The organism is Nocardiopsis sp. CNR-923, assembly GCF_001942255.1.
In the GTDB taxonomy this organism is placed as follows: domain Bacteria; phylum Actinomycetota; class Actinomycetes; order Streptosporangiales; family Streptosporangiaceae; genus Nocardiopsis.
Window position 1 is genome coordinate 16793 of sequence record NZ_MKKC01000068.1, and the last position, 26511, is coordinate 43303.

The window sequence follows — 26511 nt, forward strand, 5'->3', positions numbered from 1 at the left end:
GGCGTGTGCCGTGGATGCTGCCCGTCGCGAGCGGCGTATCCAGTGCGGCTGTCGCAAGGCCGAAGAAGGAGTGCCCCTACTGTGCCCTGCTCCGCAAGCTCCGCAGTGTCGCACAGCGGGGGCCCGCCCGGGTTGGCTGTCGACTGATGAGAACGTAGCGAGAGTTGTGCTCGGGCGCCGCGCAGCAGGGTATGTGTCCGCGGCACACGTCCTAAGGCGCGCACACCATGAGAGAGAAGGTTGGGACATGCGGAACAGAATCGCCCTCGTCGGGCTCCCGCTGGTGTTGCTGCTGAGCGCGTGCGGCGCGAGCGACCCCTACGAGGAGGGCGGCTCCGGCGGGGAGGGCGACGGCGGAGCCGTCGTGGTCGGGTCGGCCGACTTCCCGGAGAGCCAGCTGCTGGCGGAGATCTACGGACGGGCCATGGAGGCCGCCGGGGTCGAGGTCGGGTACCAGCTGGGCATCGGCAGCCGTGAGGTGTACTACTCGCAGATCGAGTCCGGCAACCTGGCGGTCTTCCCCGAGTACAACGGCGCCATCCTCGCCTACCTCGACGAGGACGCCCCCAGCGGACCGAGCGAGGAGACCAACGCGCTGTTGGAGGAGGCGCTGCCCGAGGAGCTGGAGATCCTGGACTCCTCGGCCGCCGAGAACAAGGACTCGGTGACCGTCACCCGGGAGACCGCCGACGAGTTCGGCCTGACCAGCCTGGCCGACCTGACGGAGGCGTCCGGGGAGATGGTGCTCGGCGGGCCGCCCGAGTTCGAGACGCGCCAGCAGGGCGTGGTCGGGCTCGCCGAGACGTACGGCGTGGAGTTCGCCTCCTTCCGGTCCGTGGACGTGGCTCTGCTGACCCAGGCGCTGCTGGACGGGGACGTGCAGGCCGCGAACCTGTTCACCACCGACCCGCAGATCGCCGCGAACGGGTTCGTCGTCCTGGAGGACCCGGAGAACCTGTTCGGCGCACAGAACGTCACGCCCCTGGTCAACTCCGACCAGGTCGGCCCCCAGGCGCGCGAGGCACTCGACGCGGTGTCCGCGGCGCTGACCACCGAGTCGCTCACCGCGCTCAACGAACGGGTGATCATCGACAACGAGAACGCGGCGGACGTCGCCCAGGAGTGGCTGGCCGAGGAGGGTTTGGCCTAGCAGTGCTCGCATTGGGCCTCCGCTTCGGCCCGTGTTCGGGCGCCCCGAAGAGCGGACCGGCGGGCGCCCCCGGCTCCGTCCACGGCGAGGGCCTGTAGCCCACCGGAACGCGTGACGGCCGCGCACGGACTCCCTCCGAGCGCGGCCGATCCCGTTCCGCACCATGATCGGCATGCCCACGCCGACCGTGCCGCCGCTGAGGGGGCTGTTCGTCGCCAGCCCCAGGCGCTGCCCGGCGACGGCGGGCGTGGTCGTGAACCCGGCCGTCTCCTCGGTGGCGCAGTTCGCCGACGACGTCAGGTCAGCGAGTGGTAGCGGCCCGACCAGCGGGCCAGCGCCGGACCCCGCCCCGCGACCTGCGGCAGGTCGACGACGTCGGCGAAGAAGACCACGTGGTCGCCGACCGGGACCCGGAGACGGACCGAGCACTCCAGCGCGGCCAGCGCCTGGTCCAGCACCAGCGCGCGGGTGCGTCGACCCCGGTGGTGGGCCTGCCCGGAGACCAGCAGGCGCGCGCTGGGGCGTCCCTCGGCGGAGAACCGCCCCGCCAGGGCGCGCTGGCCCGCGCCCAGCACGCTCACCGCGAACTCGCCCACCTCCTCGATCACCTCGGCCATGTACCCGTCCGCGCGCACGCTCACCGACACGATCGGCGGGTCGGCGGACACGGACCCGAAGGCGCTGACCGTCGCGCCGACGTCGTCACGGCCGTCGGCGACGGTCACCACGGTCACGCCGGTCGGCAGCAGGGCCATCGCGTCCAGGAAGGGACCGGTCAACGGATGTCCCAACCGTCGACCATCGACAGCGGACCCGTCACGGGCAGCCCCATCGCCAGGGCGGCGTCCGTCAGCGCTCCCCACGGGCTCAGCGTGCTCTGGGGCTGCGCGGAGGCCAGGTCCTCGCTGGACTCGTGCGGGCGGAACCGGTCCAGGGGGTGTGTGCGCGGGAAGGCGCGCAGGGGAAGCGGACCGGCGTCCGCCTTCTCCCGGGCCAGGCGCACGGCGGTCGCCAACCCGCCCAGTTCGTCCACGAGTCCGCGCTCGTGCGCGTCGCGCCCGGTCCACACACGGCCCCGGGCCACCTCGTGCACCTGCTCGCGGGTCATGCCGCGGGCCTGGGCGACCTTGCCGACGAAGTGTCGTAGATCTCGTCCAGCAGGGCGTTGATCCGCTCCCACTCGGACTCGGTGAACGGGCGCGTGGTGTCGAACATACCCGCGTGATCGCCGCTGCTCACGGCGTCCGTGGTCACCCCGAACCGCTCCATGAGGGCGCCGAACACCGGCTTGCCGGTGATCACGCCGATCGACCCGGTGATCGTGCCGGGCTGGGCGACGACCGCGTCCGCGCCCAGCGTCACGTAGTAGCCGCCCGACCCGGCGATGTCGCCCATGGCGGCGATCACGGGGATGCCCGCCTCGCTGGTGAGCTGGCTCTCGCGGCGGATGGCGTCGGAGGCCGTCGGGGAGCCGCCCCGGCTGTCCACCCGGAAGACCACGGCCTTGACCCGCGGGTCTCGTCGGGCGGCGCGGAAGGCGGCGGTGACGGTGTCGGAGCCCATGACCGAGCCGCCGCCCAGCGGCGAGCGACGCGACCTGCCCAGGGCGATCGCGCCGTGGCCGGTGATCAGCGCGATGTGGCCGGGGCCGTCGCCGAGGGCGGGCTTGGGCATGGGCGTGTGCTTGCGGTGGTAGCGGGCCACGTACTGCAGTTCGGGGTCCTGGCCCCTGGGGTGCTCGGCGCGTACCCGCTCCGTGAGCTCCTCGTACACCTCGTCGCGGTAGGACAGGGCGTCGACCAGTCCGGCGTCCAGAGCCTCCCGTGGCATGAGCGGTCCGCGTGAGACGAACGCGCGGACCTCGTCCTCGGTCAGGCCGCGCGCCTCGGCGACGGCTCGGTGATCTGGTCGCTGAGCGAGGTGACGATGCGGTCGGCGGCCTCGCGGTGCGCCTCGGTGAACCCGGTCTCGGTGACTCCGTTGAGGGCGTTCTTGTACTCGTGGCGCTTGCCTACCTCGTAGGTGACGTCGAGCTTGTCGATGGCGCCCTTGACGAAGGTGCTGCGCATGATCAGGCCGGTCAGCCCCAGGACGCCGGTCGGGGACATCACCACGCGGGAGAAGGCGCACGCCAGGTAGTAGGGAAGGTTTCCGGAGCCCGTCTCGCCGAAGGAGTCGGCCCAGGCGACCGCGGTCTTGCCCGAGGCGCGAAAGTCGGCGACCGCCTCGCGCAGCTCCTGGGTCCTGGCGAAGCCGAGCGGGCGGCCGTCGATGCGCACGACCAGTGCGGCCACCTTCGGGTCGCGCGCGCCGCGCCGGATGCCCTCGACGACGTCGAGGAAGTGCTGCCGACGGCGGTTCATGATCTGGCTGATCGGGTCTCCGGGGGCCTCGTCGGCGACCCCCTCGGTCAGGTCCAGTTCCAGCACCAGCGGGCCGTGCGGGCCCGGCCGGAGGCGGGAGAGGGACAAGGGCTCCGTGATCTTCGCGAGGTCCACCATGGAACCACCCTAATGGCCGGGGCTCGGGGCGGCCCCGTGTCCAGGTGAGGGGGTGGGGCGCCGGCGCGGTGATCGGGGACCGCCAGGGCGGGTGCGCCGAAGATGCCCTAGGGTCGTGGTTGTTCTGAGCACGGGACGCGGGGTTGAGAGGGACGAGGCATGGCGGGCACGAACGACGGGGTCGGTCGACGACGGCGGACGCCCGCAGCGCGCACGGGTGCGGGAGTCGCAGCGGCCGCCGCGGCGCTGACGGTGCTGGCCGCCTGTTCCGGGGGCGACGGCGACGGCGGCGACGGCGGGCCGCGGATGGCGCTCGGCGACAGCGGGCTCATGGAGGGCGTCGCGCCCCCGGGCCCCGAGGGGTTCACCCCGGTGGAGGTCGCGGGCATCGCGGTCAACGCCCCCGACGGGTGGGAGGTCCAGAACGAGGGCGACTCGCTGTGCATGAGCCCGCCCGGCCAGGCCGCGTGCGCCTACGGCTCGGTCCAGCTCGTCGCCCGGGCTGCGGCGAACCAGCCCCAGGGCTGGCCCCTGGAGGGCGAGGCCTATCGGGAGGACGAGGGCTGGGCGGCCGCCCCCGACAGTTGCCGCAGCCTCAACACGGCCGCCTCGGGCGACATCGGCGTGGAGGACTCCGACCTCCGCGAGTCCGGTTTCTTCGAGGACCACGCGGACGGCCTGACGTCCCACCAGGCGCTGTGGGACGTCACCTGCGTCAACGACGAGACCTTCCAGGTGCGCATGTGGTTCCTGCCGATCAGTGACGTGCTGCTGTACGTCTGGTCGGTGGACGCCCAGTACGAGGAGGTCTACACCCAGATCGCCGCTTCGATGGACACCTCCGGCTACCGGAACTGAACCGGGGCGCCGCCGCGTCCGTCCGGGGCCGTTCACCCGATGGGTGCCCGTCAGCCCTCCGGAGGCCATAGGGTCGTAGTCGTCAGGTGACGACAGTTCGGCTACGGCGCGAATCGGGGTGCAGCACTGGTGACCACCAATGGAGCGGCGGGACGTGTGGTTCAGTACACGCTCGACAACGGATTGCGGCTGGTGACCGCACCGGCGTCCACCGGGAGGGTCGCCGCTGTGAACCTCTGGTACGGGGTCGGGTCCCGCCACGAGGTGCCCGGCCGCACCGGGTTCGCGCACCTGTTCGAGCACCTGATGTTCCAGGGCAGCGGGAACGTCGTCAAGGGTGAGCACTTCGAGGTCGTCGAGCGGCTCGGCGGCGACATCAACGCCTCCACCTCCACCGACCGCACGAACTACTACGAGACGGTGCCCGAGCACGCGCTCGACCTCATCCTCTGGCTGGAGGCCGACCGCCTGTCCACGCTGCGCGACGGAATGACCCAGGAGGTCCTGGACAACCAGCGCGACGTCGTCAAGAACGAGCGCCGCCAGCGCTACGACAACCAGCCCTACGGCACGGCCCTGGAACGCATCCTGCGACTGGGCTACCCCGAGGGCCACCCGTACCACCACCCGACCATCGGCTCCATGGCCGACCTCGACGCCGCCGACCTGGACTACGTCAAGTCCTTCCACAAGGCGCACTACGGCCCGGACAACTGCGTCCTCACCGTGGTCAGCGACCTGGACCCCGAGGACGTCCTGGCGCGCGTCGAGCGCTTCTTCGGACCCGTTCCCGCCCGCGACGCCCTGCCCGAGGCGCCCGACGCCTCCCTGCCCGAGCCATTGGGCGGCCCGGTCCGCGACTCCGTCACCGAGACCGTGCCCGCCGCGGCGTGTTCGCCGGGTACCGCGTCGCACCCTACGGTTCGCGGGACTTCGACGTCATGCACCTGGCCTCGGCCGTGCTCGGCCAGGGGCAGGGCAGCCGCCTGTACCGCGCGCTCGTGGTCGACCGCCCCATCGCCGCCGACGACGGCGGGGCCGCTGCCGACATCCTGCCGTTCCGCTACACCGACAGCCTGATGCTGGTGAACATGCTCGCCCGCGAGGGCGTCAGCGGCGACGAGCTGGAGACCGCCATGCGCGAGGAGATCGCCAAGCTCGCCGCCGGCGTCACCGAGGAGGAGCTCGACCGCGCCCGGGCCGTCCTGGAGCGCGACCACCTCCAGACGCTCGCCAGCCCGGCGGGTCTGGCCGACGCCATCGGCAGCGCCACGCAGCTGCTGGGGGACCCCGAACTCGTCTTCACCTGGCCCGAGCGCTGGGCCGACATCACCGCGGAGGAGGTGCGGTCGGCGGTCGAGCGCCTGCTCGTCGACGACAACCTGCTCGTGGTCCGTTTCGACCCCGAGACCGCACAGGCGTCCTCGGAGCCCGAGCCCGCCGCCTCCTAGTCACAGGCACTGTCACCGCAAGTCGCAGAAAGAGCCGTAGAGCATGCCGCAGACACGCCCGGACCTCGGTTCCCCAGCGTCCTACTCGTTTCCCGTGCCCCAGCGGGTCACCGTCGGGGGCGGCACGGTCGTCGCCGTCGACCTGCCCGGTCAGAACCTGGCCTCCCTTCGCCTCGTGCACCCCCACGGCGGTGCGGCCGAGCCGCTCGACGCGATGGGCGTCAGCGTGCTCACCAGCGAGGTCCTGGAGGACGGCCCCGACGGAAACAGCTCCCTCGCCCCGGCCCTGGAGCGGCACGGCGCCGAGTGGGTCTCCCGGGTCACCTGGGACGGTTTCATCACCGGCCTCGACGTCCCGGTGAGCCGACTGGGCGACGCGGTCCGCCTGTTCGCCGACGCCGTGCGCCGCCCCGCCCTGACCGCCGACGACGTCGTCCGCCGCCGCGACCAGCTTCTGGAGCGGTTCTGGCTGGAGGCGGCCTCCGCGTCCACGCTCGCCATGCGCTGCCTGGGAGGGCAGCTGTTCACCGGCCGCTACGCCACGCCGCTGTCGGGCGGCCCGGTCCGGTTGGCCGACGTCACCCCGGAGATGGTCGCGCGCCACCACAACGACTTCGTCGCCTCGGCGGCCGGGACGCTCGTGGTCGTCGGCGACCTGCGCGGGGTCGACCTGGAGGCGCTGGGCAAGACCGTTTTCGCAGACGTGGCCGCGACGCCGGAGCCGGAGTTGGCCGAGCCCGCGCCGCCGCCGGGGGAGCTGCCCCGCCTGCTCATCGTGGACCGGCCCGGCTCGGTGCAGTCCGCCCTGGTCATCGCGCACCGCGCTCCGTCGCGTTCCCAGGTGGACCTGCCGCGCGCCGAGGGCGTCAGCGAGGTCCTCGGCGGGATGTTCACCTCCCGCCTCAACATGGAGCTGCGCGAGCGGCTCGGCTACACCTACGGCGCCGGTTCGCGGTTCGACCTGCGCCGCGACAGCGGGGTCTTCTTCGCCTCCACGCAGGTCGAGGCGGACACCACCGCGCACTCGATCACCTCGGCACTGGAGCAGATCACAAGGCTGCGGGAGTCGGGGGTGACCGAGGACGAACTGGCGTCGGTCCGCGAGTCCAACATCGTGGGCCTGCCGGTCACCTACTCGACCGCGCGGGCGATCGCGGGCGCGCTGGTGGACATCGTCGTGCACGACCTGCCCGACGACCACGTCGACCGCAATCGCGCCGGATACGAGCGGCTCACCCGGGCCGACCTCGACTCGGCCGCCGTCGAGTACCTTCGCCCGGAGGAGGCGGTCGTGATCGTCGTCGGCGACGCCGAGCGGCTGCGTCGGCCCCTCGCCGACATCGGTGTGGGCCCGGTCGAGGTACGCTCACCCGAGTCCCTCTGGTCCTGAACGTCGTACCGGGCGCGGCGCCCCGCCGCGCCCGGACCCGACCTCGTCCCAGGTCCCGGGCAAGGAACGGTCAAGGAGACGTAGGTCACCGCATGTGTGGCCGAGCATCGGACATAACGAAAACGAACCTATGTATCAGTGTTCCGGCGTCGACCTGCGTCGACCCGGGGCGCGACTGATATAACGAGTGATCCGTGCACCTACGTGGTGACAGCGACCGCAATGCTCCGCAGGAGGCCGCCATGACCGGTGAATGGACCCGTGGATAACCTTGTCCTCCCTAGACAACCCCCACACCCAGCGGCCCGAGGCATCGCCCGGCGCGGCGACCCCGGAGGGTGCCAACATGGCCGACGTCGAGCCTGAGGGTCGGCTGCTCAAGGGTCGCTACCAGTTGACCTCCGAGATCGCTCGGGGCGGAGTGGGCACCGTGTGGCGCGCCACCGACCTCGTCATCGACCGCGAGGTGGCCGTCAAGGAGTTGCGCCTGCCCGCCGACCTCAGCCGGGCCGAGCGCGAGTCCCTCCTGCAGCGGACCACCCGCGAGGCCCGTGTCGCCGGGCGTCTGACCCACCCCAGCCTGGTCACCGTCCTGGACGTCGTGGACGAGGACGACCGGCCGTGGATCGTCATGGAGCTGGTGGAGGCCTCCACCCTGGAGGCGATCATCCAGATGGGCGGCCCGTTGCCCTACCAGCGGGTGGCCGAGATCGGGCTCCAGCTGATCGACGCCCTGAAGGTGGCGCACGCCGAGGGGATCGTGCACCGCGACGTCAAGCCCGAGAACGTGATGATCAGCGAGTCCGGCCGCGTGGTCCTGACCGACTTCGGCCTGGCCGCGTGGAACGGCGAGTCGGCGCTCAGCGCGTCCGGGCGCATCATCGGTTCGCCCGCCTACATCCCGCCGGAACGGGCCAAGGCGGGGCCGGTGGGTCCGGAGTCGGACCTGTGGTCCCTGGGCGCGACCCTGTACGCGGCAGTCGAGGGCCACCCGCCCTACGACCGCAAGGCTACATCAAGATTCTGCGCCAGGAGCAGCTGGACGAGCCCGCCGCCGCGGCCAACGCCGGTCCGCTGGCGCCGGTGCTGGCCGGGCTGTTGAAGGTCGAGCCGAGTGAGCGGCTCACCGCGGAGAACGCCACGAAGATGCTGAGGATCGCGGCGCTGGCCCCGTGGGCTCCGGAGACGAGCCCCGAACGCGGCGCGGACGGTCCGGCCACGCCCGCCGAACCCCGCCCCGCGGAGGCAGAGCACGGCCACCACGGGTCGGCGCGCGAGCAGGCGCGGGAGCACTTCCGGGCGGGCGCGCACGTGCTGGCCGAGTCGATCAACGAACGGCTGCGCCACAGTCCCGAGGCGATGAACACGATCATGACGTCGATCCGCGAGTCGACGGACACGCTGGGACTGACGAGTTCGGGCAAGCACGCCGAGCGCGGCCGGCTGCCGGTGGTGGCCGCCGTGGTGCTGGGGATCGCCGTGCTGCTGGCCATCGTGCTGTGGGCGCTGCTGGGCCGCTGAACCGGTCGCGCACGCGCACGGACCCGCGGACGTGGACGCGCCCGCCCGCGGGGCCGTCCGCGAACCGAGTAGGGCCGGCGGGATTCGAACCCGCACTGTACAGCACCTAAAGCTGCCGTCTCCTGCCGGTTGGACTACGGCCCCGTCTGGACAACTGTACCGGTGGTGGACAGCGGTCCCGCTCCGTAGGCGGGCGACGGCGCCGGGCCGCACGGGCCGGGCGCCGGGGGAACGGGGACGTCAGACGCCGAGTTCGCGCTTGATCCGGTCGACGTGGCCGGTGGCCTTCACGTTGTAGAAGGCCTTGGCGACCCTGCCGTCGGCGCCGACGACGATCGTGGAGCGGATCACGCCCTGAACGAGGCGGCCGTAGTTCTTCTTCTCCCCGAAGGCGCCGTAGGCGCGCAGAGTGTCCTTCTCGGGGTCGCCGAGCAGGGGGAAGGTGAGGCCCTCCTTGTCCCGGAACTGCGCGAGCCTGTCCGCGGTGTCCGGGGAGATGCCGAGCACGGTGAACCCGGCGGAGTCGAAGTCGCGCAGGTTGTCGCGGAAGTCACAGGACTCCGTGGTGCAGCCGGGCGTCATCGCGGCGGGATAGAAGTAGAGGACGGCGCTCTTGCCGGTGGAGGCCAGCACCTCGCTGAGCGTGACGGGTTTGCCGTCGGCGTCGGGGAGGGTGAAGTCGGGGGCCTGGTCGCCGGGCTCCAGACGGATCGGGTCGCTCACGTGGTGTTCCAATCTGTGGCTGGCGGAGCGGTCGGCCCCGCTGTCCTTGGCCCTCACACTACGCCCCGAGCCCGGGGTGCGGGCCGCCGCTTCGGAGGTCAGGGGCGCTGGCGAGGGCGTTCTTCGGTTGCGATTGCGGTTCGGTTCCTCCGCGACGGCGGAGATCCGTGGTGCTATCGCCTATCGTTGACCGCACTCGTGGTTGTGGTCCGATCCGTCGATGATCCGGACCTTGACCCGCACTCGGGCGACACGCCCTCGTCCGGTAGGCGGCCTCGGAGCCCCGGGACCGGAACAGACCCGCTTCGCGTTTGGGAGTCATTGCCGACGATGCCTGGATTCACACTCGACGAGGTCAGGACTCGGACCCTCAAGCAGCGCGACTCCTGGTGGACGGTCTACTTCGTGGACCCGATGGCCGTGCGGCTCGTGCGCCTGGTCGCGAACCGGACCTCGATCACACCCAACCAGTTGACGGTGGCCGCGCTCTTCCTGGGGCTGGGCGCCGCGGTCTGCTTCGCGCTGGGCTACCGGGAGGCCCTCGTCCTGGGCGCCCTGTTCTACTTCCTGTGCTTCCTGGTCGACTGCATGGACGGCAAACTCGCCAGGCTCACGGACACCGAGTCCCTGTTCGGTTCGTGGATGGACTACGTCTCGGACCGGTTCCGGGTGTTGGTCTGCGCGGTCGCCTGATGGGCGGGCAGTACGTGGTCGCCACGGAGGAGAACCCCGACTCAGCGCCGGTGGTGTTCGTGTGGCTGGCCCTGGCCGTGGTGTTCATCGACATGCTGCGGTACCTCAACGCGCTCCAGGTGCACAAGCTGCGCCGTGAGATGCGCTCGCACCTGGCGGCGGCCCTGGAGCGGGCGCGGGCCACCCTGTCGATGCTGGAGCCGGAGGCCGGCGACGCGTCCGGGGTCGGCGGGGAGCGTGGCGGCGCGATGAGCGACGGTGGCGAACAGGCGGTGCTGCGGCACGGGATCGACGTGCTGGAACAGATCCTTCACATTCAGAACGAGCGGGAGACGCGCAATCAGCGCACGGCGGGCAAGCAGCCGGACCTGACCCTGCCCAAGGTGGACCTGCACCAGGAGTTCCGGGCGCGTTTTCCCTGGTACACGCGGTTCTGGGGGGCGCTCAACGAGCGTCGGACGCGTACCCATCTGTTCAGCGGCATCGAGTTCCAGATCGCGGTGTTCGTGGTCGCGCCGCTGGTCGTCGCGGTGACCGGGGCGCCCGCCGCCATCGGCTGGATCGCCGCCTTGGCGGGCGTTTTGCTGCTCGCGTTCGAGATCGCCATCATCTATAAACTGTGGTTGTCCACGCGGGACTTCTTCCGCGTGGTCGACGGAATCGATGGCGCGCTGAGATTCTCCGGTCCGTCCGACGGCGCGGAGGATGGGAGCCGGGACACCGGCTCGGACACGGACTCTCATTCGACCCTGCGCTGATGGAGGAAGGCACCCAATGACGGGACGCGACACCGAGCCGCGCCAGACCCCGGCCGACGTCGAGGCCGAGATCGACCGCGAACAACGGCGGTTGGCGCAGACCCTGGACGAGCTGGCCGTGCGGGCCCGCCCGCGCAACATCGCGCGGCGGCAGATCACCCGGGTCCGTGAGCGCGGCGCCAGGATCGCGGACGAGGCCAGGGCGCTGGTGGTCGGCGGCGGCGCGGTGCGTGTGGAGAGCCACGCGGTCGAGCCGGAGGAGGGGAGCATCCTGCTCCGGGGCGACGAGGAGGTCGTGACGACCTACCAGTCGCGGCGGCCGCTGCCCCCCGAGGCACTGATCCTGATCGCGGGTGTGGGCACGGCCATCGCCGTGGGCGTCGTGGCCTGGGCGGTGCGCCGGAGGAGGTAGCGAGGACGTGAACGTGGGGCCCGGGCGGCATTCCCGCCCGGGCCCCACGTCTGTCCGGGGTGCGCGCCTCGGCGAGGTCAGAGGAACGTGCGTCCCTCGCCGCGGTAGGTGGGGGCGCTGCCGAGGTACTCGCCCGTGTCGCCGTCGACGAGGTGCAGCGTGCCGAAGCGTTCGCACATCTCGCCCGCCTTGGCGTGGCGCATCCACACGCGGTCGCCGACCTCCAGGCGCGCGCGGCCTCGCCCACCAGAGGGGTCTGCACCTCCCCCGCGCCCTCGTTCGCGGTGTAGGCCAGCCCCTCGGGCAGATGGGGCACCGGCGCACGGAGGGCGTCGACCGGACCCGAGGCGGGGTAGCCGCCGCCCAGGACGGTGGCCACGTCGGGGGCGGGGCGGCGGACGACGGGGAGCGCGAACAGGGCGGCCGGGCGGCCGTCGAAGGAGCGGAAGTGGTCGAACAGGTGCGGGTGGTAGAAGCCCGATCCGGCGGCCAGTTCGGTGACGGCGCGTTCCCGGCCGGTGGTGTGCAGGCTGCCGGTCCCGCCGCCGTTGACGAAGCGCACGTCGGCCACCTCCCGCACCGCGCGGACCACGGCCGCCCGCCGCCGGGCGAGTTCGACCGCCGAGCGCCGTTGGACGCCCCGCAGCACCCGGCCCAGGAGGGGCTTGCCGGGAGGGGCGTCCCCGACCCCGGCGATCTGGCCCTCGTAGGCCATGACGCCGTCCAGATGGAGTTCGGGGCGGCGGACGACCGCGCGGGCGAGCGCGGCGGCCTGGGCGGGCGTGCGCACGGGTGAGCGGTAGGCGCCCACGCGCAGGCGGGGGCCGAGCGGTTGCCAGCTGGTGTCGATGTCCAGGCACACGCGGATCGGGGGCGCGTCGGACGCGCGGGCGGCGGAGGCCTCGGCGACGGCGGCCGTGATGAGGTCCAGGTGCGCAGTGGAGTCCACCATGAGGGTGATGCGGTGGGCGGCGTCCGGGGTGCGCGCGAGCCGGACGAGGGCCTCGCGGTCGGCGGTGGGGTAGGCGACGAGGATGTCGTCGCTCAGGGGGCCCCGTTCCCCGTCCGCGGCCAGCCAGAGAGCCTCGGGCAGGGTGAAGGCCATGATGCCCGCGTAGCCCGGCAGGTCCAGGGCGGCGCGCATGAGTCGCCGGCAGCGGAGGGACTTGCTGACCACGCGGACGGGGCGGCCGTGGGCGCGACTGGTCAGGGCGGTCGCGTTGGCGCGGAACGCGGCCAGGTCGACGACGGCGAAGGGGGCGTGGAGCGCGCGTGTGGCGGCCTCGTACTTCTCGCGCTGGTTCGTCATGCGTCGAGGATGCCAGAACATGAATAGATTTCATATTCCCTTGGCCGAACCTGGACCGGTGTGGGTCGCCGACGCGGTCGAGTCCCGACGCGGTTGGACAGGTGCCGATATCCTGGAGCATCCTGGCTGTTCAGCCGGTCCGATCCCTGGAATGGTTCTTTCGATGAGTGAGCGCGAGTACGTCCTGACCCTTGCGTGTCCCGACAGTCGGGGCATCGTCGCGGCGGTGGCCAATCTGTTGTCCGACCACGGTTGCAACATCACCGAGAGTCAGCAGTACGGCGACCACTACACGGGACGCTTCTTCCTGCGGATGCAGTTCCTCGCGGAGCGCGGTTCCGACGGCGCCGTGGTCGGCGAGGACGTCCTGCGGGGCGCGTTCGCCGCCCTGTCCGGCGACTTCGGCAAGGGGCCGGGCGACCAGGTCGTGGAGTGGACGCTCCAGGCCCGCGACATCCGCCCCAGGATGATCGTCATGGTCTCCAAGTTCGGGCACTGCCTCAACGACCTGCTGTACCGGCAGCGCAGCGGACTGCTGGACGTCGACATCGCGGCCGTGGTGTCCAACCATCCCGACCTGGAGTTCCTCGCCGAGTCCTACGGCGTGGACTTCCACCACCTGCCGGTGACCGCGGCGACCAAGGGGCGTCAGGAGGCGCGGCTGCTGGAGTTGGTCGAGTCCTGCGACGTCGACCTGATCGTCCTGGCCCGGTACATGCAGGTGCTCACCGAGCGGCTGTGCGCGAAGATGTCCGGCCGGATCATCAACATCCACCACTCCTTCCTGCCGAGCTTCAAGGGTGCCCGCCCCTACCACCAGGCGCACCAACGCGGCGTGAAGCTGATCGGCGCGACCGCCCACTACGTGACGGCGGACCTCGACGAGGGGCCCATCATCGAGCAGGAGGTCTCCCGGGTCGACCACACCCACAGCCCCGAGCAGCTCACCGCGATCGGTCGGGACCTGGAGTCCGTGGCGTTGGCGCGCGCGGTCAACTGGCACGCGCAGCGCCGTGTGCTGTTGAACGGGGACAAGACCGTCGTCTTCGACTGACCCGGCCGGGCGGCCCGGGAGCGGGGGCCGCGGCCGTGACAAACGTCGGGGGCGCCTGGGGCGCCCCTTGCGTTTTCCCTGAGCAGGGGGATTCCCGACGCGGATTTGGGGCAGGGATGGTGATGTCGTTGCTCCCGTGCTTCGCGAAACCTTACTGAGAGCATCTTGTCGACTACGTAGAGTGCGTATATGGTGTGTTGGGGTCGATTCCCGTCGGTTCACGGTCGGACACCTTGACCGGGTTTCGGTCTGACTGGTACCGCCGGGCGAGGGCGACCACGGGACGCGTACACGGCGTAGGGGGGACCGGTGTCGGAGACCAGGAGCGAGGCGAGGGTACCGGGAGCCCGCGACGCGGCCACCGCGGAGCGCCCGGCGGTCGGCGCGGGGCGCACGCACATCGCGGACGGCGTGGTCGCCAAGATCGCCGGCATGGCGGCCCGCGAGATCGGCGGCGTCCACGCCATGGGCGGCGGGGCGGCGCGCGCGGTGGGCGCTGTGCGCGACGCTGTCATTCGGGGAGGCGACAGCGGCTCGGTGACGCGGGGCGTGGCGGTCGAGGTGGGTGAGCGCCAGGCCGCCGTCGACATCGACCTCGTGGTCGAGTACGGGGTGGCCATCCAGGACCTGGCTGCGGCGGTGCGCCGCAACGTGACGGCGGCGGTGGAACGGATGACCGGGCTGGAGGTCACCGAGATCAACATCAGGGTCGACGACATCCATCTGCCCGACGACGGCGATGGGGCGGGAGCCCAGCCGACCCGCGCGGCGTCGGCGCAGACGCGCCCAGGGTCCAGTAGCGGTGACCGGTGCGGACGACCCCGGGCAGCTCGCGGCGGTCCTCGCCGCAAAGGCGGCGCGCCACCCGGACGTGGCCTGGCTGTCGTCGGGGGCGTTCAGGACGATCAGCACCCCGGTTCGGGGAGGGACCGTGGTCGGCGTCGCGGTTCGGTCGACGGCGGTCGAGGTCGGACTCGTGACGCGGTTCGGGAGGTCGATCCCGGACATCGTCGCGGAGGTGCGTGACGTACTGGCCCCGCTCGCCGGTGGCCGCGTCGTCCACGTGTTCGTGGAGGACGTGGTCGCGGGTCTGGGCGGGGGCGCGCCGAAGGACGGCTGAGGCCGTCGCGGGCGTGGGAGGCGGTTGGACACGAGAGGGGGCGGCTATGTGGCCGATCGTGGGGTTGGCGTTCGGGACGGTGCTGGGTCTGGCCGGGGCGTTCGGCGGGTTCGTGGCCTTCCTGCTCGTGCTGGGGCTGGGGATCGCCGGATACGTCGCGGGGCGGGCGGTCGAGGGTGAGATCGACTCGCGCAGGTGTTCACACGGCGCTCGGTGTAGGGGGGCGCTGTGGAGCGGTCGCTGAGCACGGAGGCGGCGGCGCCACCGCCGCGGAGTGGCGGGGCGCCGGTGACGGGCCTCGGGCACGCGGTGGCGCGCGACCCCGGCGGCCGGACGGACATCCCGCCGCGGGTGGTCGAGCGGGTGGCGGTCCAGGCGCTCCGCGAGGTGCCCGAGGCGGGCCCCGCGCGGTCGCGCGTGGTCAGGGCGTGGATGAGCGGCGACAACGTGCGGTTGCGGCTGAGGATCACGGTCCGCTACCGCAGGTCGGTCACCGGGGTGGCCGACCGGGTGCGTTCGCACGTCAGGGAACGGGTCGAGTGGGCCACGGGAGGACGGGTCCACCACGTCGACATCGAGATCGCGGAGTTGGTGCGCTGACATGACCACCGTGGAAGAGGTCCTGGGCCGACCCGACCAGGGGATCGACCGACGGGCGAAACGCGTGGCGGTCCACACGTTCCGCCCCCGCAGGTCCTGGCCCGCGGTGGCCACGGGAACGGTGATCCTCGCGCTGGCCGTGGTGTCGGCGGCCGAGGTCATCTCGGCGCTGGCGGGCAGTCCCCTGCGGATGATCCCGTTCGGGGCGGCGAGCGACTACGCGGCGACCACGACGTGGTCCGAGCCGTCGGTGCAGATCGCCTCGGCGGTGCTCGCCGCGATCGGGCTGGCCCTGATCGTCGTGGCGCTGGCGCCGGGGAACGGTCGGTGGACGGCGCTGCGCACCGACGACCCGGCGCTGGTGGTCGGGCTGACCCGGCCGGCCCTGCGTCGGACGGTGTCCTCCGCGGCGCGGGAGGTCAGCGGGGTCGACTCGGTGCACGTGGCGGTGCGCGGACAGCGGATCCGGGTCCACGTGCGTACGGCCGTGCAGGACTGGGAGGGTCTGCCGGCCGAGGTGACCGCCGCCGTGGAACGGAGACTGGAGGAGCTGGCCCCGCTGCGGAGCATGCGGATCGTCACGCACGTGCGCTACGCGGAGGACTGACATGGGACGGGACATGAACCGACGGTCGGCCAGGGGCAACAGGATCGGACTGGTCGTGGTGGGCGCGGCCCTGCTGGCCGTGGGACTGGCGTCGCTGGCCGCGGGCAGGGGCGTCCTCGGTCATGACCTGGCGGGTGAGGCGATCGCCAGCGCCCAGGTCAGGGACGTGCTCGACCAGCGGTGGGTGCCCTACGCGACCGTCGCGGCGGCTTCCTGGCGGGGTTCCTCGCCCTGCGGTGGCTGCTGGTGCAGGGGACGAACGACACCGTCGGCAGGCTGGTGCTCGAACACGGCCCCGAGGGACGCGTGGAGATGAGCGAGAGCGTGGCGCGGGGCGCCCTCGAACAGGAGGTCGCCGATTACCCGGGGGTGCGGCGGGCGCGGGCGCGGCTGACGGAGTCGGGCGAGGCGCCGCACCTGCGGCTGGCGCTCCTGCTGGAGGAGGACGCGGACGTGACCCGGGTGTGGGAGCGGGTGCGCTCGGAGGCGGTGGCCAACCTGGGGGAGGCCCTCGACCTGGAGCGGATTCCGACCGTGATCCGCATGTCGGTGGCGGCCCCGGCCCGGACGCCGCGCCGCAGCCTGGCGTGAGGGGGCGGACACCCACGACGTACCGGATCGGCGCGTTCGTGGCTCGTGGGGGGACGGTTGGGCGGCCGGTGCGTCATGGGCCCTTCTGCCGGAATTCTGTACCGACTTCGAGGCAGATTCGGACTGGCATGGGGATATGACGACGCTGCCCCTCACCGAAGCCCGCAACCGCTTGTCCGAGCTGGTCGACGAGATCGTCCGTACCCACGAGTGAGTGACGATCACCAGACACGGGGATGCGGCGGCCGTCATCATCTCCACCGATGACCTGGGAGCCGTCGAGGAGACACTGGAGGTGCTCTCCAACTCCGACCTGATGCGTCAGGTCGCCGAATCGCGGGCCGCGGTCGAGGCCGGGGACGTGCTGGACTCCGACGAGTTCGCCGCGCTGATGGCCAAACGGCAGCGTGATGCATGAGTGCGGAGGAAGCGGAGGCCCACCGTCTGATCCTCTCCGGTCCGGCGGCACGGGCGGTCGCCAAGCGGCTTCCCGAGAAAGTGGCGACGGCGGTGTACGAGTTCGTCACGACGTCGCTCGTGGCCAACCCCCACCGGCTCGGCAAGAGGTTGCTCCTTCCACCCTGTGAGGGCGTGTGGTCAGCGAGGCGGGGAGCGTACCGGGCCCTGTACGAGATCGATGAGTCGGACCGCACCGTGACGGTCCTGGCGGTGGAGCACCGAGCGGACGCGTACCGGTCGCGCTGAGACGGGAAGGCACGAGACACGACATGGAGCAGCAGCGCAGCGTGATCGACGCGGTGGAGCGAGTGATGCGTGTCTCGTGGCGGCTCAGCGCGCGGCTGACTGGGGAAGCGGACCCGGATCGGTGGCGGCGGCTCGTCGAGGAACGTCTCGACTCTCCCGAGACTCCGATGAGTCAGGTGTTGGCCGAAACCTTGGAGCGGAACGGGTAGGCGCTGGCCCGCTGGAGACTCTCAGCACTCGATGACGTTGACGGCCAGCCCGCCGCGCGAGGTCTCCTTGTACTTGTCGTGCATGTCCCGGCCGGTGTCCCTCATGGTTTTGATCACCTTGTCCAGCGAGACGAAGTGGCTCCCGTCGCCGCGCAGGGCGATCCGCGCCGCGCTGATCGCCTTGACCGACGCCAGCGCGTTGCGCTCGATGCACGGCACCTGCACCAGCCCGCCGATCGGGTCACAGGTCAGCCCCAGGTTGTGCTCCATCGCGATCTCCGCGGCGTTCTCCACCTGGGCGGGGGTCCCCCCGAGCACCTCGGCCAACCCCGCGGCGGCCATCGACGACGCCGATCCCACCTCGCCCTGGCACCCGACCTCGGCCCCCGAGATCGACGCGTTCTGCTTGAACAGGATGCCGATCGCCGCCGCGGTGAGCATGAACCGCACGACGCCGTCGTCACCGGCCCCCGGGCTGAAGTGCAGGTAGTAGTGGAGCACCGCGGGCACGATCCCCGCCGCTCCGTTGGTCGGCGCGGTCACGACCCGGCCTCCGGCGGCGTTCTCCTCGTTGACCGCCAGGGCGTACAGCGTGATCCAGTCGCTGCCCCGCATCGGGTCGGAGTCCACCGAGGTCGGCGCGAGCAGCCCGGAGGCGTCGCACACCCCGCCCAGCTGCCGGTAGAGGCGGTGCGCCCGCCGGGGCACCCTGAGACCGCCGGGCAGACTTCCCTCGGTGAGCACGCCGCGGCGCACGCACTGGCGCATCGCGGTCCAGATGGCCAGCAGCTCGGAACGGATCTGCTCGGTGGTACGGCCGAACGCCCGCTCGTTGGCGAGCATCACCGCGCTGATCGACTTCCCCGTCTGCTCGCAGATCCGCAGGAGCTCCTCCGCGCTGGCGAAGGGGTGCGGCAACGGGGTGTCGTCCTGGGTGATCCGGTCGGCGCCGGCCGCCTTCTCGTCGACGACGAACCCGCCGCCCACCGAGTAGTACACCTTGGACGCGATCTCGGCGCGACGGAGTCCAACGCCACGAACCGCATCCCGTTCGGGTGGTCGGGCAGGCTCTCCTTACGGCGAAAGTCCACGTCCACCGCCGGGTCGAAGCTGACGGTCGGACCATCGGCGCCGCCCAGGGAGACGGTGCGCCCGGAGCGCACGCACTCGACGAGTTCGGGAACCGCGTCCACGTCCACGTTCTCGGGCGTGTGTCCCATCAGCCCCAGGATGACGGCGGTGTCACTGCCGTGCCCCTTGCCGGTGAGCGCGAGGGAGCCGTAGAGCTCCGCCCGCACGTGCGCGGCGTCGGACAGCCGGCCGCGCGAACGCAGACCCTCGACGAAGGTCAGCGCGGCCCTCATCGGGCCGACCGTGTGCGAGCTCGACGGTCCGATCCCGATCGTGAACAGGTCGAAGACACTGATGGCCATGGCTGTCCTCCTCGATGAGCACAGGTGTGGCGAGTGGGCCGCGCGGGGCGCGCGTGGCACCCCGCGCGGTGGTATTACAGGTTGGGGTACAGCGGGTGCTTGTCCGCCAGCGCCCGCACCCGGCCGCGCAGCGCCTGGGCGTCGAATTCCGGCTTGAGCGCCTCGGCGACGACGTCGGCGACCTCGGCGAAGTCCTCGTCACCGAAGCCGCGCGTGGCCAGCGCCGGGGTGCCGATCCGCAGCCCCGACGTCACCATCGGCGGACGCGGGTCGTTGGGCACCGCGTTGCGGTTGACCGTGATCCCGATCTCGTGCAGCCGGTCCTCGGCCTCCTGCCCGTTGATCGCCGAGTCCACCAGGTCGACCAGGACCAGGTGCACGTCCGTGCCCCCGGTCAGCACCTTGACGCCGACCTCGGCCATGTCCTGCCGGGTCAGGCGCTCGGCCAGTAGCCTGCGCCCGAGACGGTGCGACGCTGCCGCTCGGCGAACTCCTCGCCCGCGGCGACCTTGAGCGCGACGGCCTTGGCGGCGATCACGTGCTCCAGCGGCCCGCCCTGCATGCCCGGGAACACCGCGGAGTTGATCTTCTTGCCGAACTCCTTCCTGGCCAGGATCAGCCCGCCGCGCGGGCCGCCGAGGGTCTTGTGCGTGGTGGTGGTGACCACGTCCGCGTGCGGCACCGGGTTGGGGTGCTCGCCCGCGGCGACCAGGCCCGCGAAGTGGGCCATGTCGACCATGAGCAGCGCCCCCACCTCGTCGGCGATCTGGCGGAACCGCGCGAAGTCCAGCTGGCGCGGGTAGGCCGACCAGCCCGCCACGATCATCTTGGGCTGGTGCTCCTTGGCCAGCGCCGCGACCTCGTCGTAGTCGACGGTGCCGTCCTCGTCGCGCACGTGGTAGGCCACGGCGTTGAGGATCTTGCCCGAGTAGTTGATCCGCATACCGTGCGTCAGGTGCCCGCCGTGCGCCAGGTCCAGGCCCAGGATTGTGTCACCGGGCTTGAGCAGCGCGAAGTACACGGCGGTGTTGGCCTGGGCGCCCGAGTGCGGCTGCACGTTGGCGTGCTCGGCCCCGAACAGCTCCTTGGCGCGGTCGATGGCCAGCTGCTCGACGACGTCGACGTGCTCGCAGCCGCCGTAGTAGCGTCGGCCGGGGTAGCCCTCCGCGTACTTGTTGGTCAGGACGGTGCCCTGGGCCTCCAGGACCGCCTGCGGAGCGAAGTTCTCCGAGGCGATCATCTCCAGGGTGTCGCGCTGGCGACCCAGCTCGGCGTCGACCGCGGCCGCCACCTCCGGGTCGAGTTCGCTGAGGCTCTGGTTGAGCAGGGTCTTGTCGGTCGCCATCGGGGGCTACTCCTCTTCCTTGGTCAGAGCCTTGTACTCCTCGGCGGAGAGCAGGTCGGAGGGCTCCTCGGAGACCCGGGCCCGGAACAGCCACGCGCCGTAGGGGTCGGAGCTGACCGACTCCGGCTCGTCATCCAGCGCTTCGTTGATCTCGACGACCTCACCGCTCACCGGCGAGTAGATGTCGCTGACGGCCTTGGTGGACTCCACCTCGCCGCATTCCTGCCCCGCGACCACCTCGGTGCCGACCGCGGGAGGCTCGACGAACACGATGTCGCCCAGCGACTCGACGGCGTACGCGGTGATCCCGACGGTCGCGACGCCGTCCTCGATCCGGACCCACTCGTGTTTTTCGGTGTAACCCAGCTCCGTGGGAACGCTCACTTCGACTCTCCTTGGAGATATTCGTGCATCCTGCCGTGCGCCGTCACGCGCCCCGGCCCGACCTACGTCTGGTCACGCCCCGACCGTGCCGGTCCCCGGATCGGGGATCCCGCCGTGGGGGCGCGCGGGCCCCGGGGTGCGGGGCCCCGCTGTCACGGCTGCCGCTGGTAGAACGGCAGCTCGACCACGTCGACGTCCTCGCCGCGCCCGCGCACGTCCACGGTGAACGCGCCGGTCGCGGTGTCGAGGTCGCCGTCCACGTAGGCCATGGCGATGGGGCGGCCCAGGGTGGGCGAGGGCGCGCCGCTGGTGAGGGTGCCGACGACGGCGCCGTCGCGCAGAACCTTCTGGCCCTTGCGCAGCGGGCGGCGACCGTGGCCGACGAGGCCGATGAGGCGGCGTTCGCGCGCGGTGCGCGCGGCCTCCTCCAGGGCGGCGCGGCCGACGAAGTCACCCGGCTTGTCGAGCTTGACCACGCGGCCGAGCCCGGCGTCGAAGGGGGTGAGGTCGCTGGTGAGCTCCTGCCCGTACAGCGGCATCCCGGCCTCCATGCGCAGGGTGTCGCGTGCGGAGAGCCCGGCGGGGACCAGGCCGTGCCCGGCGCCCGCCTCCATGAGGGCCCTCCACACGTGCGGGGCGCGCTCGGCGGGGCGGACGAAGATCTCGAAGCCGTCCTCGCCGGTGTAGCCGGTGCGGGCGAGCAGCACGGGCTCCCCGGCCACCGTGTGCTCGTAGCCGGCGTAGTAGCGGATCCCGTCGAGGTCGGCGTCGGTCAGCGGCGCCAGGATCTCCACCGCGCGCGGGCCCTGGAGGGCGATGAGCGCGTACTCGGCGGACTCGTCGGTAACCTCGACGTCGAAGTCCCGTGCCCGTTCGGTGAGGGCGGCGGCGACCACGGACACGTTGGCCGCGTTGGCCACGACGAGGTACTCCTCCTCGCCGAGCCGGTAGACGATGAGGTCGTCCAGGACACCGCCGTCGACGGCGGTGATCATGGTGTAGCGGGCGCGGCCGACTCCCACCTTGGACAGGTGACCGACCAGGGCGTGGTCGAGGGCCTCGGCGGCCTGCGGTCCGGACAGGCGGATCTCACCCATGTGGGAGAGGTCGAAGAGCCCGGCGGCCTCGCGGACCGCCGTGTGCTCGGCGGTCTCACTGCCGTAGCGCAGGGGCATGAGCCACCCGGCGAAGTCGACCAGTGTGGCCCCGGACTGTTCGTGGATCTCGCGCAGCGCTGTCGCGCGTGGCGCGGACGCGGGCTCTGGCATGGGCACTCCCGAGAGGATGGGCGTCTTCGTGCGTGGCGTTGCCATCCTCCCCCTCTGTCATCTGTGCCTGAGAGCTTCACCGCGCGCTCGGCGTGGTTTGCACCTTCGGCGAGGGACGGCGGTCCCTGCTTTCCAGAGTGGTCTCGCCCGTACGGTCCAGCGTGCCTGAGAGGTTGTCATCGGGGAGGGATTGCTCCTTCGGCGGCCCGCATTGGCTACGCGGGCTCTCTCCCGTACGGGGTCAGCAACACGATCAGACTAGCAGCGGCGACTGCCGACACCCAAGGGCGGTCGAGGTCCCATCCGGCACGCCTGTGGAAAACGCCGTACGGGCGGTGACGAAGCGTTAGCGTGGACGCGATGGTCGGGGCGACGTGCGAAGGGGGCACGAGTGGTCACCGGTGGCAGGCGAAGGAAGCGGTCTGCGGCGCCGGGCCGCGGGACGACGCCGTGGGCCATGGCGGCCGTGGCGCTGGTCGTGCTCGTCGGGGTCGCGTGCACGGGCACCGCGCCGGAGACGGCCGACCACGTCCGGGGCGACGCGCGCCTCGTCGACCGGGTCGGCGGTGACGTCCCGGCGGAGGAACGCGAGGACCTGGAGGCGGTCTTCGAGGAGGCGGGCGTGGAGGGCACCTTCGTCCTCTTCGACACCGGTGAGCGCACGGCGACCGTCGTAGCGCCGGAGGAGGCCCGTCGGCGCACGGTTCCCGCGTCCACGTTCAAGCTGGTCAACTCGGTGATCGCGCTCCAGACGGGCGCGGTCTCCGATGTCGACGAGGTGGTGCCCCACGGCGGTGGATCCCGGCCCGTCCCGGAGCGGGAGCGGGACATGAGCATGCGCGAGGCGCTGCCCGCGTCCAACGTGGCGGTGTACCGGGAGATCGCACGCCGGGTCGGCCACGGCCGGATGGCCGCGTGGGTGGACCGGTTCGACTACGGCAACCGCGCGATCGGCGGTGAGGAGAGGGTGGACCGGTTCTGGCTGGAGGGGCCGCTGGAGGTCTCTCCGATGGAGCAGACCGCGTTCCTGGCGAGCCTCGCCCGCGCGGAGCTGCCGGTGGAGGACCGCCATCTGGCAGCCGTGCGCGAGATCGCGCTGGTCGACCGGATCGGGGACCACGCCCTGTTCGCCAAGACCGGGTGGGGCGGGACCGTGGAATCGTCGCCGGGCTGGTGGGTCGGTTGGGTCGAGCACGGGGAGGACGTGTACACCTTCGCCCTGCGGGTGCACATCGAGGAGGAGTCGCAACTGGAGCTGCGGGAACGGCTCGGGCGGGAACTGCTGGTCGAGTTGGGTGTGCTGCCGCCGGAGGCCGCCCGCTGATCCTGGCGGCGGGCGACCTCCGTCGCGGGTCCCCTTTGGAGCGGACGCGGGGCCCGGCGGCGCGCCGCCGGGCCCCGCTCGACCGGCCGCCCGGTCTCAGTCGGTGCTCTTGCGGCGCTGGCGCACGGACTCGGCCAGCTGGGTGAGCACGTGCTCGGTGGTCTCCCAGCCCATGCACTTGTCGGTGATCGACTGGCCGTAGGTGAGCGCGGCCGGGTCGCTGAGCTTCTGGGCGCCCTCCACGATGAAGCTCTCCAGCATGACGCCGATGATTCCCGCCTGGCCCTCGGCGATCTGCTCGGCGATGGCGGACGCCACACCGGGCTGCCGGGTGTGGTCCTTGCCGCTGTTGGCGTGGCTGGCGTCGATCATCAGACGGCGCGGCAGCCCCGCCTTGCCGATGACGTCCAGCGCGGCGTTCACCGACTCGGCGCCGTAGTTCGGGCCGACCCGGCCGCCGCGCAGGATGACGTGGCAGTCGGGGTTGCGTCGGTGACCACGACGGACCCGGCGCCGGCCGGGTCGACGCCGAAGAACGTGTGCGAGGCGGCGGCCGCGCCGACGGCGTCCACGGCGACCTGGACGTCGCCGTCGGTGCCGTTCTTGAAGCCGACCGGGGTGCTCAGGCCGCTGCTCAGCTGGCGGTGGACCTGGCTCTCCGTGGTGCGGGCGCGATGGCGCCCCAGGTCACGGCGTCGGCGATGTACTGGGGCGTGATCGGGTCGAGGAACTCGGTGCCGGCCGGCAGCCCCAGGGAGTTGATGTCCAGCAGCAGCTGGCGCGCGGTGCGCAGACCGTGGTGGACGTCGTAGGTGTCGTTGAGGTGGGGGTCGTTGATCAGGCCCTTCCAACCCACGGTCGTGCGCGGCTTCTCGAAGTACACGCGCATGACGACGCACAGGTCCTCGCGCAGGGACGGGACGAGGCCGAGCAGGCGCCGCGCGTAGTCCATCGCCGACTCGGGGTCGTGGACCGAGCACGGGCCGACGACGACGAGCAGGCGGTCGTCGTCGCCGTCGAGGACGCGCTTGACCTCGGCGCGCGACCGTTCCACCAGGGTGTTGCGGTCGTGGCCCAGGGGGAGTTCCCTGAGCAGGTCCCGAGGGGCGATGAGCGGCTGGTAACTCGCCACCCGTGTGTCGTTGGTGCTCGGCATCGTGATCCCCTCGGTCCCTCGGTCGGTGCTGGCTGTCGCCGCGACTGACAGTAGCGCGGTCCGGGCTGGTCGGACACGGTCGCGTGGGGTGGTGGCGCGGGTCTGGGGAATGGGAAACACCACAACGGGTGTGCCGCCGAATCGTCTCCGCACGCGGGACGGCCGTTGCGGGAACCGTTCCGCCTCGGGGCCGCGAGGATCAGTCCTTCAGCCCCGGCAGGTCCTCTTCCCAGAACTCGCCCGGGTTGCGCTCGCCATCGGTGACCGTGCCGCGTTCGGCCTCGGCCCGACGCAGTTGTACACGCCGGATCTTACCCGAGACGGTCTTGGGAAGCTCGGTGAACTCCAGGCGGCGCACCCTCTTGTAGGGCGAGAGGCGTTCGCGGGCGTAGGCGAGGACGGCACGGGCGGTGTCCGCGTCCGGAGGCACCCCCTCGGCCAGGGCGACGAAGGCCTTGGCGACCGACAGCCGCAGTGGATCGGGAGAGGGGACCACCGCTGCCTCGGCGACGAATTCGTGCTCGACGAGCACGCTTTCGAGCTCGAACGGTGAGATCCGGTAATCGGACGCTTGAACACGTCGTCGATCCGGCCGATGTAGGTGATGTGGTCGCGTGCGTCCCTGGTGGCGATGTCGCCGGTGTGGTATAGGCCGCGCCGGGTCACCTCGCGGGTCAGGTCCGTTCCGTCGGCGTACCCCGTCATCACCCCCACCGGGTCCCCGGACAGGTCGACGCAGATCTCCCCGCTGTCGGAGGGCTCGTCCGTGGTCGGGTCGGCGAGCACGATGTCGTACCCGGGCAGCGGGCGGCCCATCGATCCTGGCACGACGGTCTGGCCGGGCGCGTTGCCGACGAGCATGGTGGTCTCGGTCTGGCCGAAGCCGTCACGGACGGTGATCCCCCAGGCCTCGCGCACCCGGTCCACCACCTCCGGGTTGAGCGGCTCGCCCGCGGCCACCGCCTCGCGCAGCGGCACGTGCCAGGACCGCAGGTCGGTCTGGATGAGCATCCGCCAGACCGTGGGCGGCGCGCACATGGTGGTCACCCCGCAGCGCACGACCTGGTCCAGCAGGCGTTCGGCGTCGAACCTGGTCTGGTTGACCACCAGTACGGTCGCCTCCGCGTTCCACGGGGCGAACACGCTGCTGTAGGCGTGCTTGCCCCATCCGGGGGAGGAGATGTTCAGGTGGATGTCGGCCGGCCGGACGCCCAGCCAGTACATGGTCGACAGGTGGCCGACCGGGTAGGAGCGCTGGGAGTGGGAGACCAGCTTGGGCCGGGAGGTCGTGCCGGAGGTGAAGTAGAGCAGGAGCGGGTCGTCGGCGGCGGGCACGTGCGGGGGCGCGAAGTCCAGGGCCGAGTGCTCGGAGTCGGGGTAGCTGAGCCAGCCGTCCATGTACCCGACGCAGATCCGCGTCCAGTGGCCGCGCAGGCTCGCGAACTTCGCCGTCTCGGCGGGGGCGCTCACCACGTGCGCGATCTCGCCCCGGTCCAGCCGGTCGACCAGGTCGCTCTCGTTCAGCACGGGCGAGGTCGGGCAGACCACGGCGCCGAGCTTGATCGCCGCGAGGGTGGTCTCCCACAGCTCGACCTGGTTGCCGAGCATGAGCATGATCCGGTCGCCGGCGTGCACCCCCTGGCCGATCAGCCAGTTGGCCACCTGGTTCGAGCGCTCGGACAGATGACGGTAGGTGTACTTCGCCTCGCTTCCGTCCTCCTCCACGATCCACAGCGCCGTCCGGTCGGGGACGGATTCCGCCAACGCGTCGAAGTGGTCCAACGCCCAGTTGAACCGTTCGGACCGGGGCCAGGTGAACTCCCGGTGCGCTCTCGGCTGGTCCTCACGGAGTCGGAGCAGCAGGTCGCGCGCGGCATGGAACTCCGCCGCGCCCTCCGCGGCCCTCTGTTTCGACATCCTCGGCGACCTCCGGGTCGGGGACGGCGGCC

The 26511-nt window shown here is 71.6% G+C and carries 16 protein-coding genes, 1 tRNA gene, 11 pseudogenes and 1 riboswitch; of the genes and pseudogenes, 17 read left to right on the plus strand and 11 right to left on the minus strand.

Annotated features, from left to right (window positions below):
• Positions 1–247 precede the first annotated feature (247 nt).
• Positions 248–1150: an ABC transporter substrate-binding protein gene (locus BJF83_RS07980; protein WP_075925786.1), complete on the plus strand. Its 903-nt coding sequence runs from the start codon at positions 248–250 to the stop codon at positions 1148–1150.
• Between the two features lie 296 nt (positions 1151–1446).
• Here BJF83_RS07980 and BJF83_RS07985 read toward each other — a convergent pair whose 3' ends face one another.
• Entirely contained in the window at positions 1447–1905 is a 459-nt protein-coding gene (locus tag BJF83_RS07985; RefSeq protein ID WP_075925826.1) for a flavin reductase family protein, read from the minus strand.
• Between the two features lie 20 nt (positions 1906–1925).
• Positions 1926–3651 (minus strand): annotated as a pseudogene (gene sppA / locus BJF83_RS07990) (signal peptide peptidase SppA).
• Between the two features lie 159 nt (positions 3652–3810).
• On the opposite strand from sppA, the gene BJF83_RS07995 reads away from it, so the two are divergent.
• From BJF83_RS07995 to BJF83_RS30930, 4 genes and pseudogenes are all read left to right on the plus strand, one after another.
• Positions 3811–4509: a hypothetical protein gene (locus BJF83_RS07995; protein WP_075925787.1), complete on the plus strand. Its 699-nt coding sequence runs from the start codon at positions 3811–3813 to the stop codon at positions 4507–4509.
• Positions 4510–4638: 129 nt separating this feature from the next.
• Positions 4639–5960: pseudogene (locus tag BJF83_RS08000) on the plus strand (M16 family metallopeptidase).
• A gap of 43 nt (positions 5961–6003) precedes the next feature.
• Complete coding sequence (locus BJF83_RS08005) at positions 6004–7350, plus strand: pitrilysin family protein (protein WP_075925788.1); 1347 nt, start codon at positions 6004–6006, stop codon at positions 7348–7350.
• 346 nt (positions 7351–7696) lie between these two features.
• Positions 7697–8871, plus strand: a pseudogene (locus BJF83_RS30930) (serine/threonine-protein kinase).
• A 69-nt stretch (positions 8872–8940) separates the two neighbouring features.
• On the opposite strand, the gene BJF83_RS08015 reads toward BJF83_RS30930, so the two are convergent.
• Together BJF83_RS08015 and BJF83_RS08020 are read right to left on the minus strand one after the other, a co-directional pair.
• Positions 8941–9015 (minus strand) — tRNA-Leu (locus BJF83_RS08015).
• 96 nt (positions 9016–9111) lie between these two features.
• On the minus strand, positions 9112–9594 hold the full coding sequence (locus tag BJF83_RS08020; protein WP_075925827.1) for a peroxiredoxin: 483 nt from the start codon (positions 9592–9594) through the stop codon (positions 9112–9114).
• A gap of 330 nt (positions 9595–9924) precedes the next feature.
• Between BJF83_RS08020 and BJF83_RS08025 the strand changes: the two are divergent.
• Both BJF83_RS08025 and BJF83_RS08030 read left to right on the plus strand, forming a co-directional pair.
• Positions 9925–11045, plus strand: a pseudogene (locus tag BJF83_RS08025) (CDP-alcohol phosphatidyltransferase family protein).
• A gap of 16 nt (positions 11046–11061) precedes the next feature.
• Positions 11062–11457, plus strand: coding sequence for a DUF3618 domain-containing protein (locus tag BJF83_RS08030; protein WP_075925789.1), 396 nt, complete (start codon positions 11062–11064; stop codon positions 11455–11457).
• Between the two features lie 77 nt (positions 11458–11534).
• Here the strand turns inward: BJF83_RS08030 and BJF83_RS08035 are convergent.
• Positions 11535–12766: pseudogene (locus tag BJF83_RS08035) on the minus strand (alanine racemase).
• 163 nt (positions 12767–12929) lie between these two features.
• On the opposite strand from BJF83_RS08035, the gene purU reads away from it, so the two are divergent.
• The 9 genes and pseudogenes from purU to BJF83_RS08085 all read left to right on the plus strand — a co-directional run bounded on the left by purU (position 12930) and on the right by BJF83_RS08085 (position 17652).
• Entirely contained in the window at positions 12930–13820 is an 891-nt protein-coding gene (purU, locus tag BJF83_RS08040; RefSeq protein WP_075925828.1) for a formyltetrahydrofolate deformylase, read from the plus strand.
• 309 nt (positions 13821–14129) lie between these two features.
• Positions 14130–14567: pseudogene (locus BJF83_RS08045) on the plus strand (Asp23/Gls24 family envelope stress response protein); the annotation flags it as partial.
• 419 nt (positions 14568–14986) lie between these two features.
• Positions 14987–15184 (plus strand): hypothetical protein, encoded by a 198-nt coding sequence (locus BJF83_RS08055; protein ID WP_075925791.1) that lies wholly within the window; start codon positions 14987–14989, stop codon positions 15182–15184.
• A 44-nt stretch (positions 15185–15228) separates the two neighbouring features.
• Positions 15229–15540, plus strand: coding sequence for an Asp23/Gls24 family envelope stress response protein (locus BJF83_RS08060; RefSeq protein WP_075925792.1), 312 nt, complete (start codon positions 15229–15231; stop codon positions 15538–15540).
• A gap of 1 nt (position 15541) precedes the next feature.
• Positions 15542–16147 carry a DUF6286 domain-containing protein gene (locus BJF83_RS08065; RefSeq protein WP_075925793.1) on the plus strand — a complete coding sequence of 202 codons (606 nt, stop codon included), beginning with the start codon at positions 15542–15544 and terminating at the stop codon, positions 16145–16147.
• Between the two features lies 1 nt (position 16148).
• Positions 16149–16738, plus strand: a pseudogene (locus BJF83_RS08070) (alkaline shock response membrane anchor protein AmaP).
• Between the two features lie 214 nt (positions 16739–16952).
• Entirely contained in the window at positions 16953–17156 is a 204-nt protein-coding gene (locus BJF83_RS08075) for a type II toxin-antitoxin system Phd/YefM family antitoxin (RefSeq protein WP_262391394.1), read from the plus strand.
• On the plus strand, positions 17153–17443 hold the full coding sequence (locus BJF83_RS08080; protein ID WP_075925794.1) for a type II toxin-antitoxin system RelE/ParE family toxin: 291 nt from the start codon (positions 17153–17155) through the stop codon (positions 17441–17443). Before BJF83_RS08075 ends, BJF83_RS08080 begins: the two co-directional genes overlap by 4 nt.
• A 23-nt stretch (positions 17444–17466) precedes the next feature.
• Positions 17467–17652 carry a hypothetical protein gene (locus BJF83_RS08085; protein ID WP_075925795.1) on the plus strand — a complete coding sequence of 62 codons (186 nt, stop codon included), beginning with the start codon at positions 17467–17469 and terminating at the stop codon, positions 17650–17652.
• Positions 17653–17673: 21 nt separating this feature from the next.
• Here the strand turns inward: BJF83_RS08085 and BJF83_RS08090 are convergent.
• The 4 genes and pseudogenes from BJF83_RS08090 to gcvT all read right to left on the minus strand — a co-directional run bounded on the left by BJF83_RS08090 (position 17674) and on the right by gcvT (position 22082).
• Positions 17674–19085: pseudogene (locus BJF83_RS08090) on the minus strand (L-serine ammonia-lyase).
• A 74-nt stretch (positions 19086–19159) separates the two neighbouring features.
• A pseudogene (glyA, locus tag BJF83_RS08095) lies at positions 19160–20430 on the minus strand (serine hydroxymethyltransferase).
• A gap of 6 nt (positions 20431–20436) precedes the next feature.
• Positions 20437–20814 (minus strand): glycine cleavage system protein GcvH, encoded by a 378-nt coding sequence (gcvH, locus tag BJF83_RS08100; RefSeq protein ID WP_075925796.1) that lies wholly within the window; start codon positions 20812–20814, stop codon positions 20437–20439.
• Positions 20815–20966: 152 nt separating this feature from the next.
• The gene (gene gcvT, locus BJF83_RS08105; RefSeq protein ID WP_075925797.1) at positions 20967–22082 is read right to left on the minus strand and encodes a glycine cleavage system aminomethyltransferase GcvT; all 1116 of its coding nucleotides are present in this window, start codon (positions 22080–22082) and stop codon (positions 20967–20969) included.
• Between the two features lie 142 nt (positions 22083–22224).
• A riboswitch (glycine riboswitch) is annotated at positions 22225–22326 on the minus strand.
• Between the two features lie 213 nt (positions 22327–22539).
• Here gcvT and BJF83_RS08110 point away from each other — a divergent pair.
• Positions 22540–23406 (plus strand): penicillin-binding transpeptidase domain-containing protein, encoded by an 867-nt coding sequence (locus BJF83_RS08110; protein WP_075925798.1) that lies wholly within the window; start codon positions 22540–22542, stop codon positions 23404–23406.
• Positions 23407–23502: 96 nt separating this feature from the next.
• Here the strand turns inward: BJF83_RS08110 and BJF83_RS08115 are convergent.
• Positions 23503–24562: pseudogene (locus BJF83_RS08115) on the minus strand (3-deoxy-7-phosphoheptulonate synthase).
• Positions 24563–24761: 199 nt separating this feature from the next.
• Positions 24762–26479 (minus strand): annotated as a pseudogene (locus tag BJF83_RS08120) (AMP-binding protein).
• Positions 26480–26511: the final 32 nt, after the last annotated feature.

Excerpts from the sequence above, each read along its gene's own strand:
- BJF83_RS07980 (WP_075925786.1), top strand. The coding sequence starts at position 248 with ATGCGGAACAGAATCGCCCTCGTCGGGCTCCCGCTGGTGTTGCTGCTG.
- BJF83_RS07985 (WP_075925826.1), bottom strand. The coding sequence starts at position 1,905 with ATGGCCCTGCTGCCGACCGGCGTGACCGTGGTGACCGTCGCCGACGGC.
- BJF83_RS07995 (WP_075925787.1), top strand. The coding sequence starts at position 3,811 with ATGGCGGGCACGAACGACGGGGTCGGTCGACGACGGCGGACGCCCGCA.
- BJF83_RS08005 (WP_075925788.1), top strand. The coding sequence starts at position 6,004 with ATGCCGCAGACACGCCCGGACCTCGGTTCCCCAGCGTCCTACTCGTTT.
- BJF83_RS08030 (WP_075925789.1), top strand. The coding sequence starts at position 11,062 with ATGACGGGACGCGACACCGAGCCGCGCCAGACCCCGGCCGACGTCGAG.
- purU (WP_075925828.1), top strand. The coding sequence starts at position 12,930 with ATGAGTGAGCGCGAGTACGTCCTGACCCTTGCGTGTCCCGACAGTCGG.
- BJF83_RS08055 (WP_075925791.1), top strand. The coding sequence starts at position 14,987 with ATGTGGCCGATCGTGGGGTTGGCGTTCGGGACGGTGCTGGGTCTGGCC.
- BJF83_RS08065 (WP_075925793.1), top strand. The coding sequence starts at position 15,542 with ATGACCACCGTGGAAGAGGTCCTGGGCCGACCCGACCAGGGGATCGAC.
- BJF83_RS08080 (WP_075925794.1), top strand. The coding sequence starts at position 17,153 with ATGAGTGCGGAGGAAGCGGAGGCCCACCGTCTGATCCTCTCCGGTCCG.
- BJF83_RS08085 (WP_075925795.1), top strand. The coding sequence starts at position 17,467 with ATGGAGCAGCAGCGCAGCGTGATCGACGCGGTGGAGCGAGTGATGCGT.
- gcvT (WP_075925797.1), bottom strand. The coding sequence starts at position 22,082 with ATGCCAGAGCCCGCGTCCGCGCCACGCGCGACAGCGCTGCGCGAGATC.
- BJF83_RS08110 (WP_075925798.1), top strand. The coding sequence starts at position 22,540 with ATGGCGGCCGTGGCGCTGGTCGTGCTCGTCGGGGTCGCGTGCACGGGC.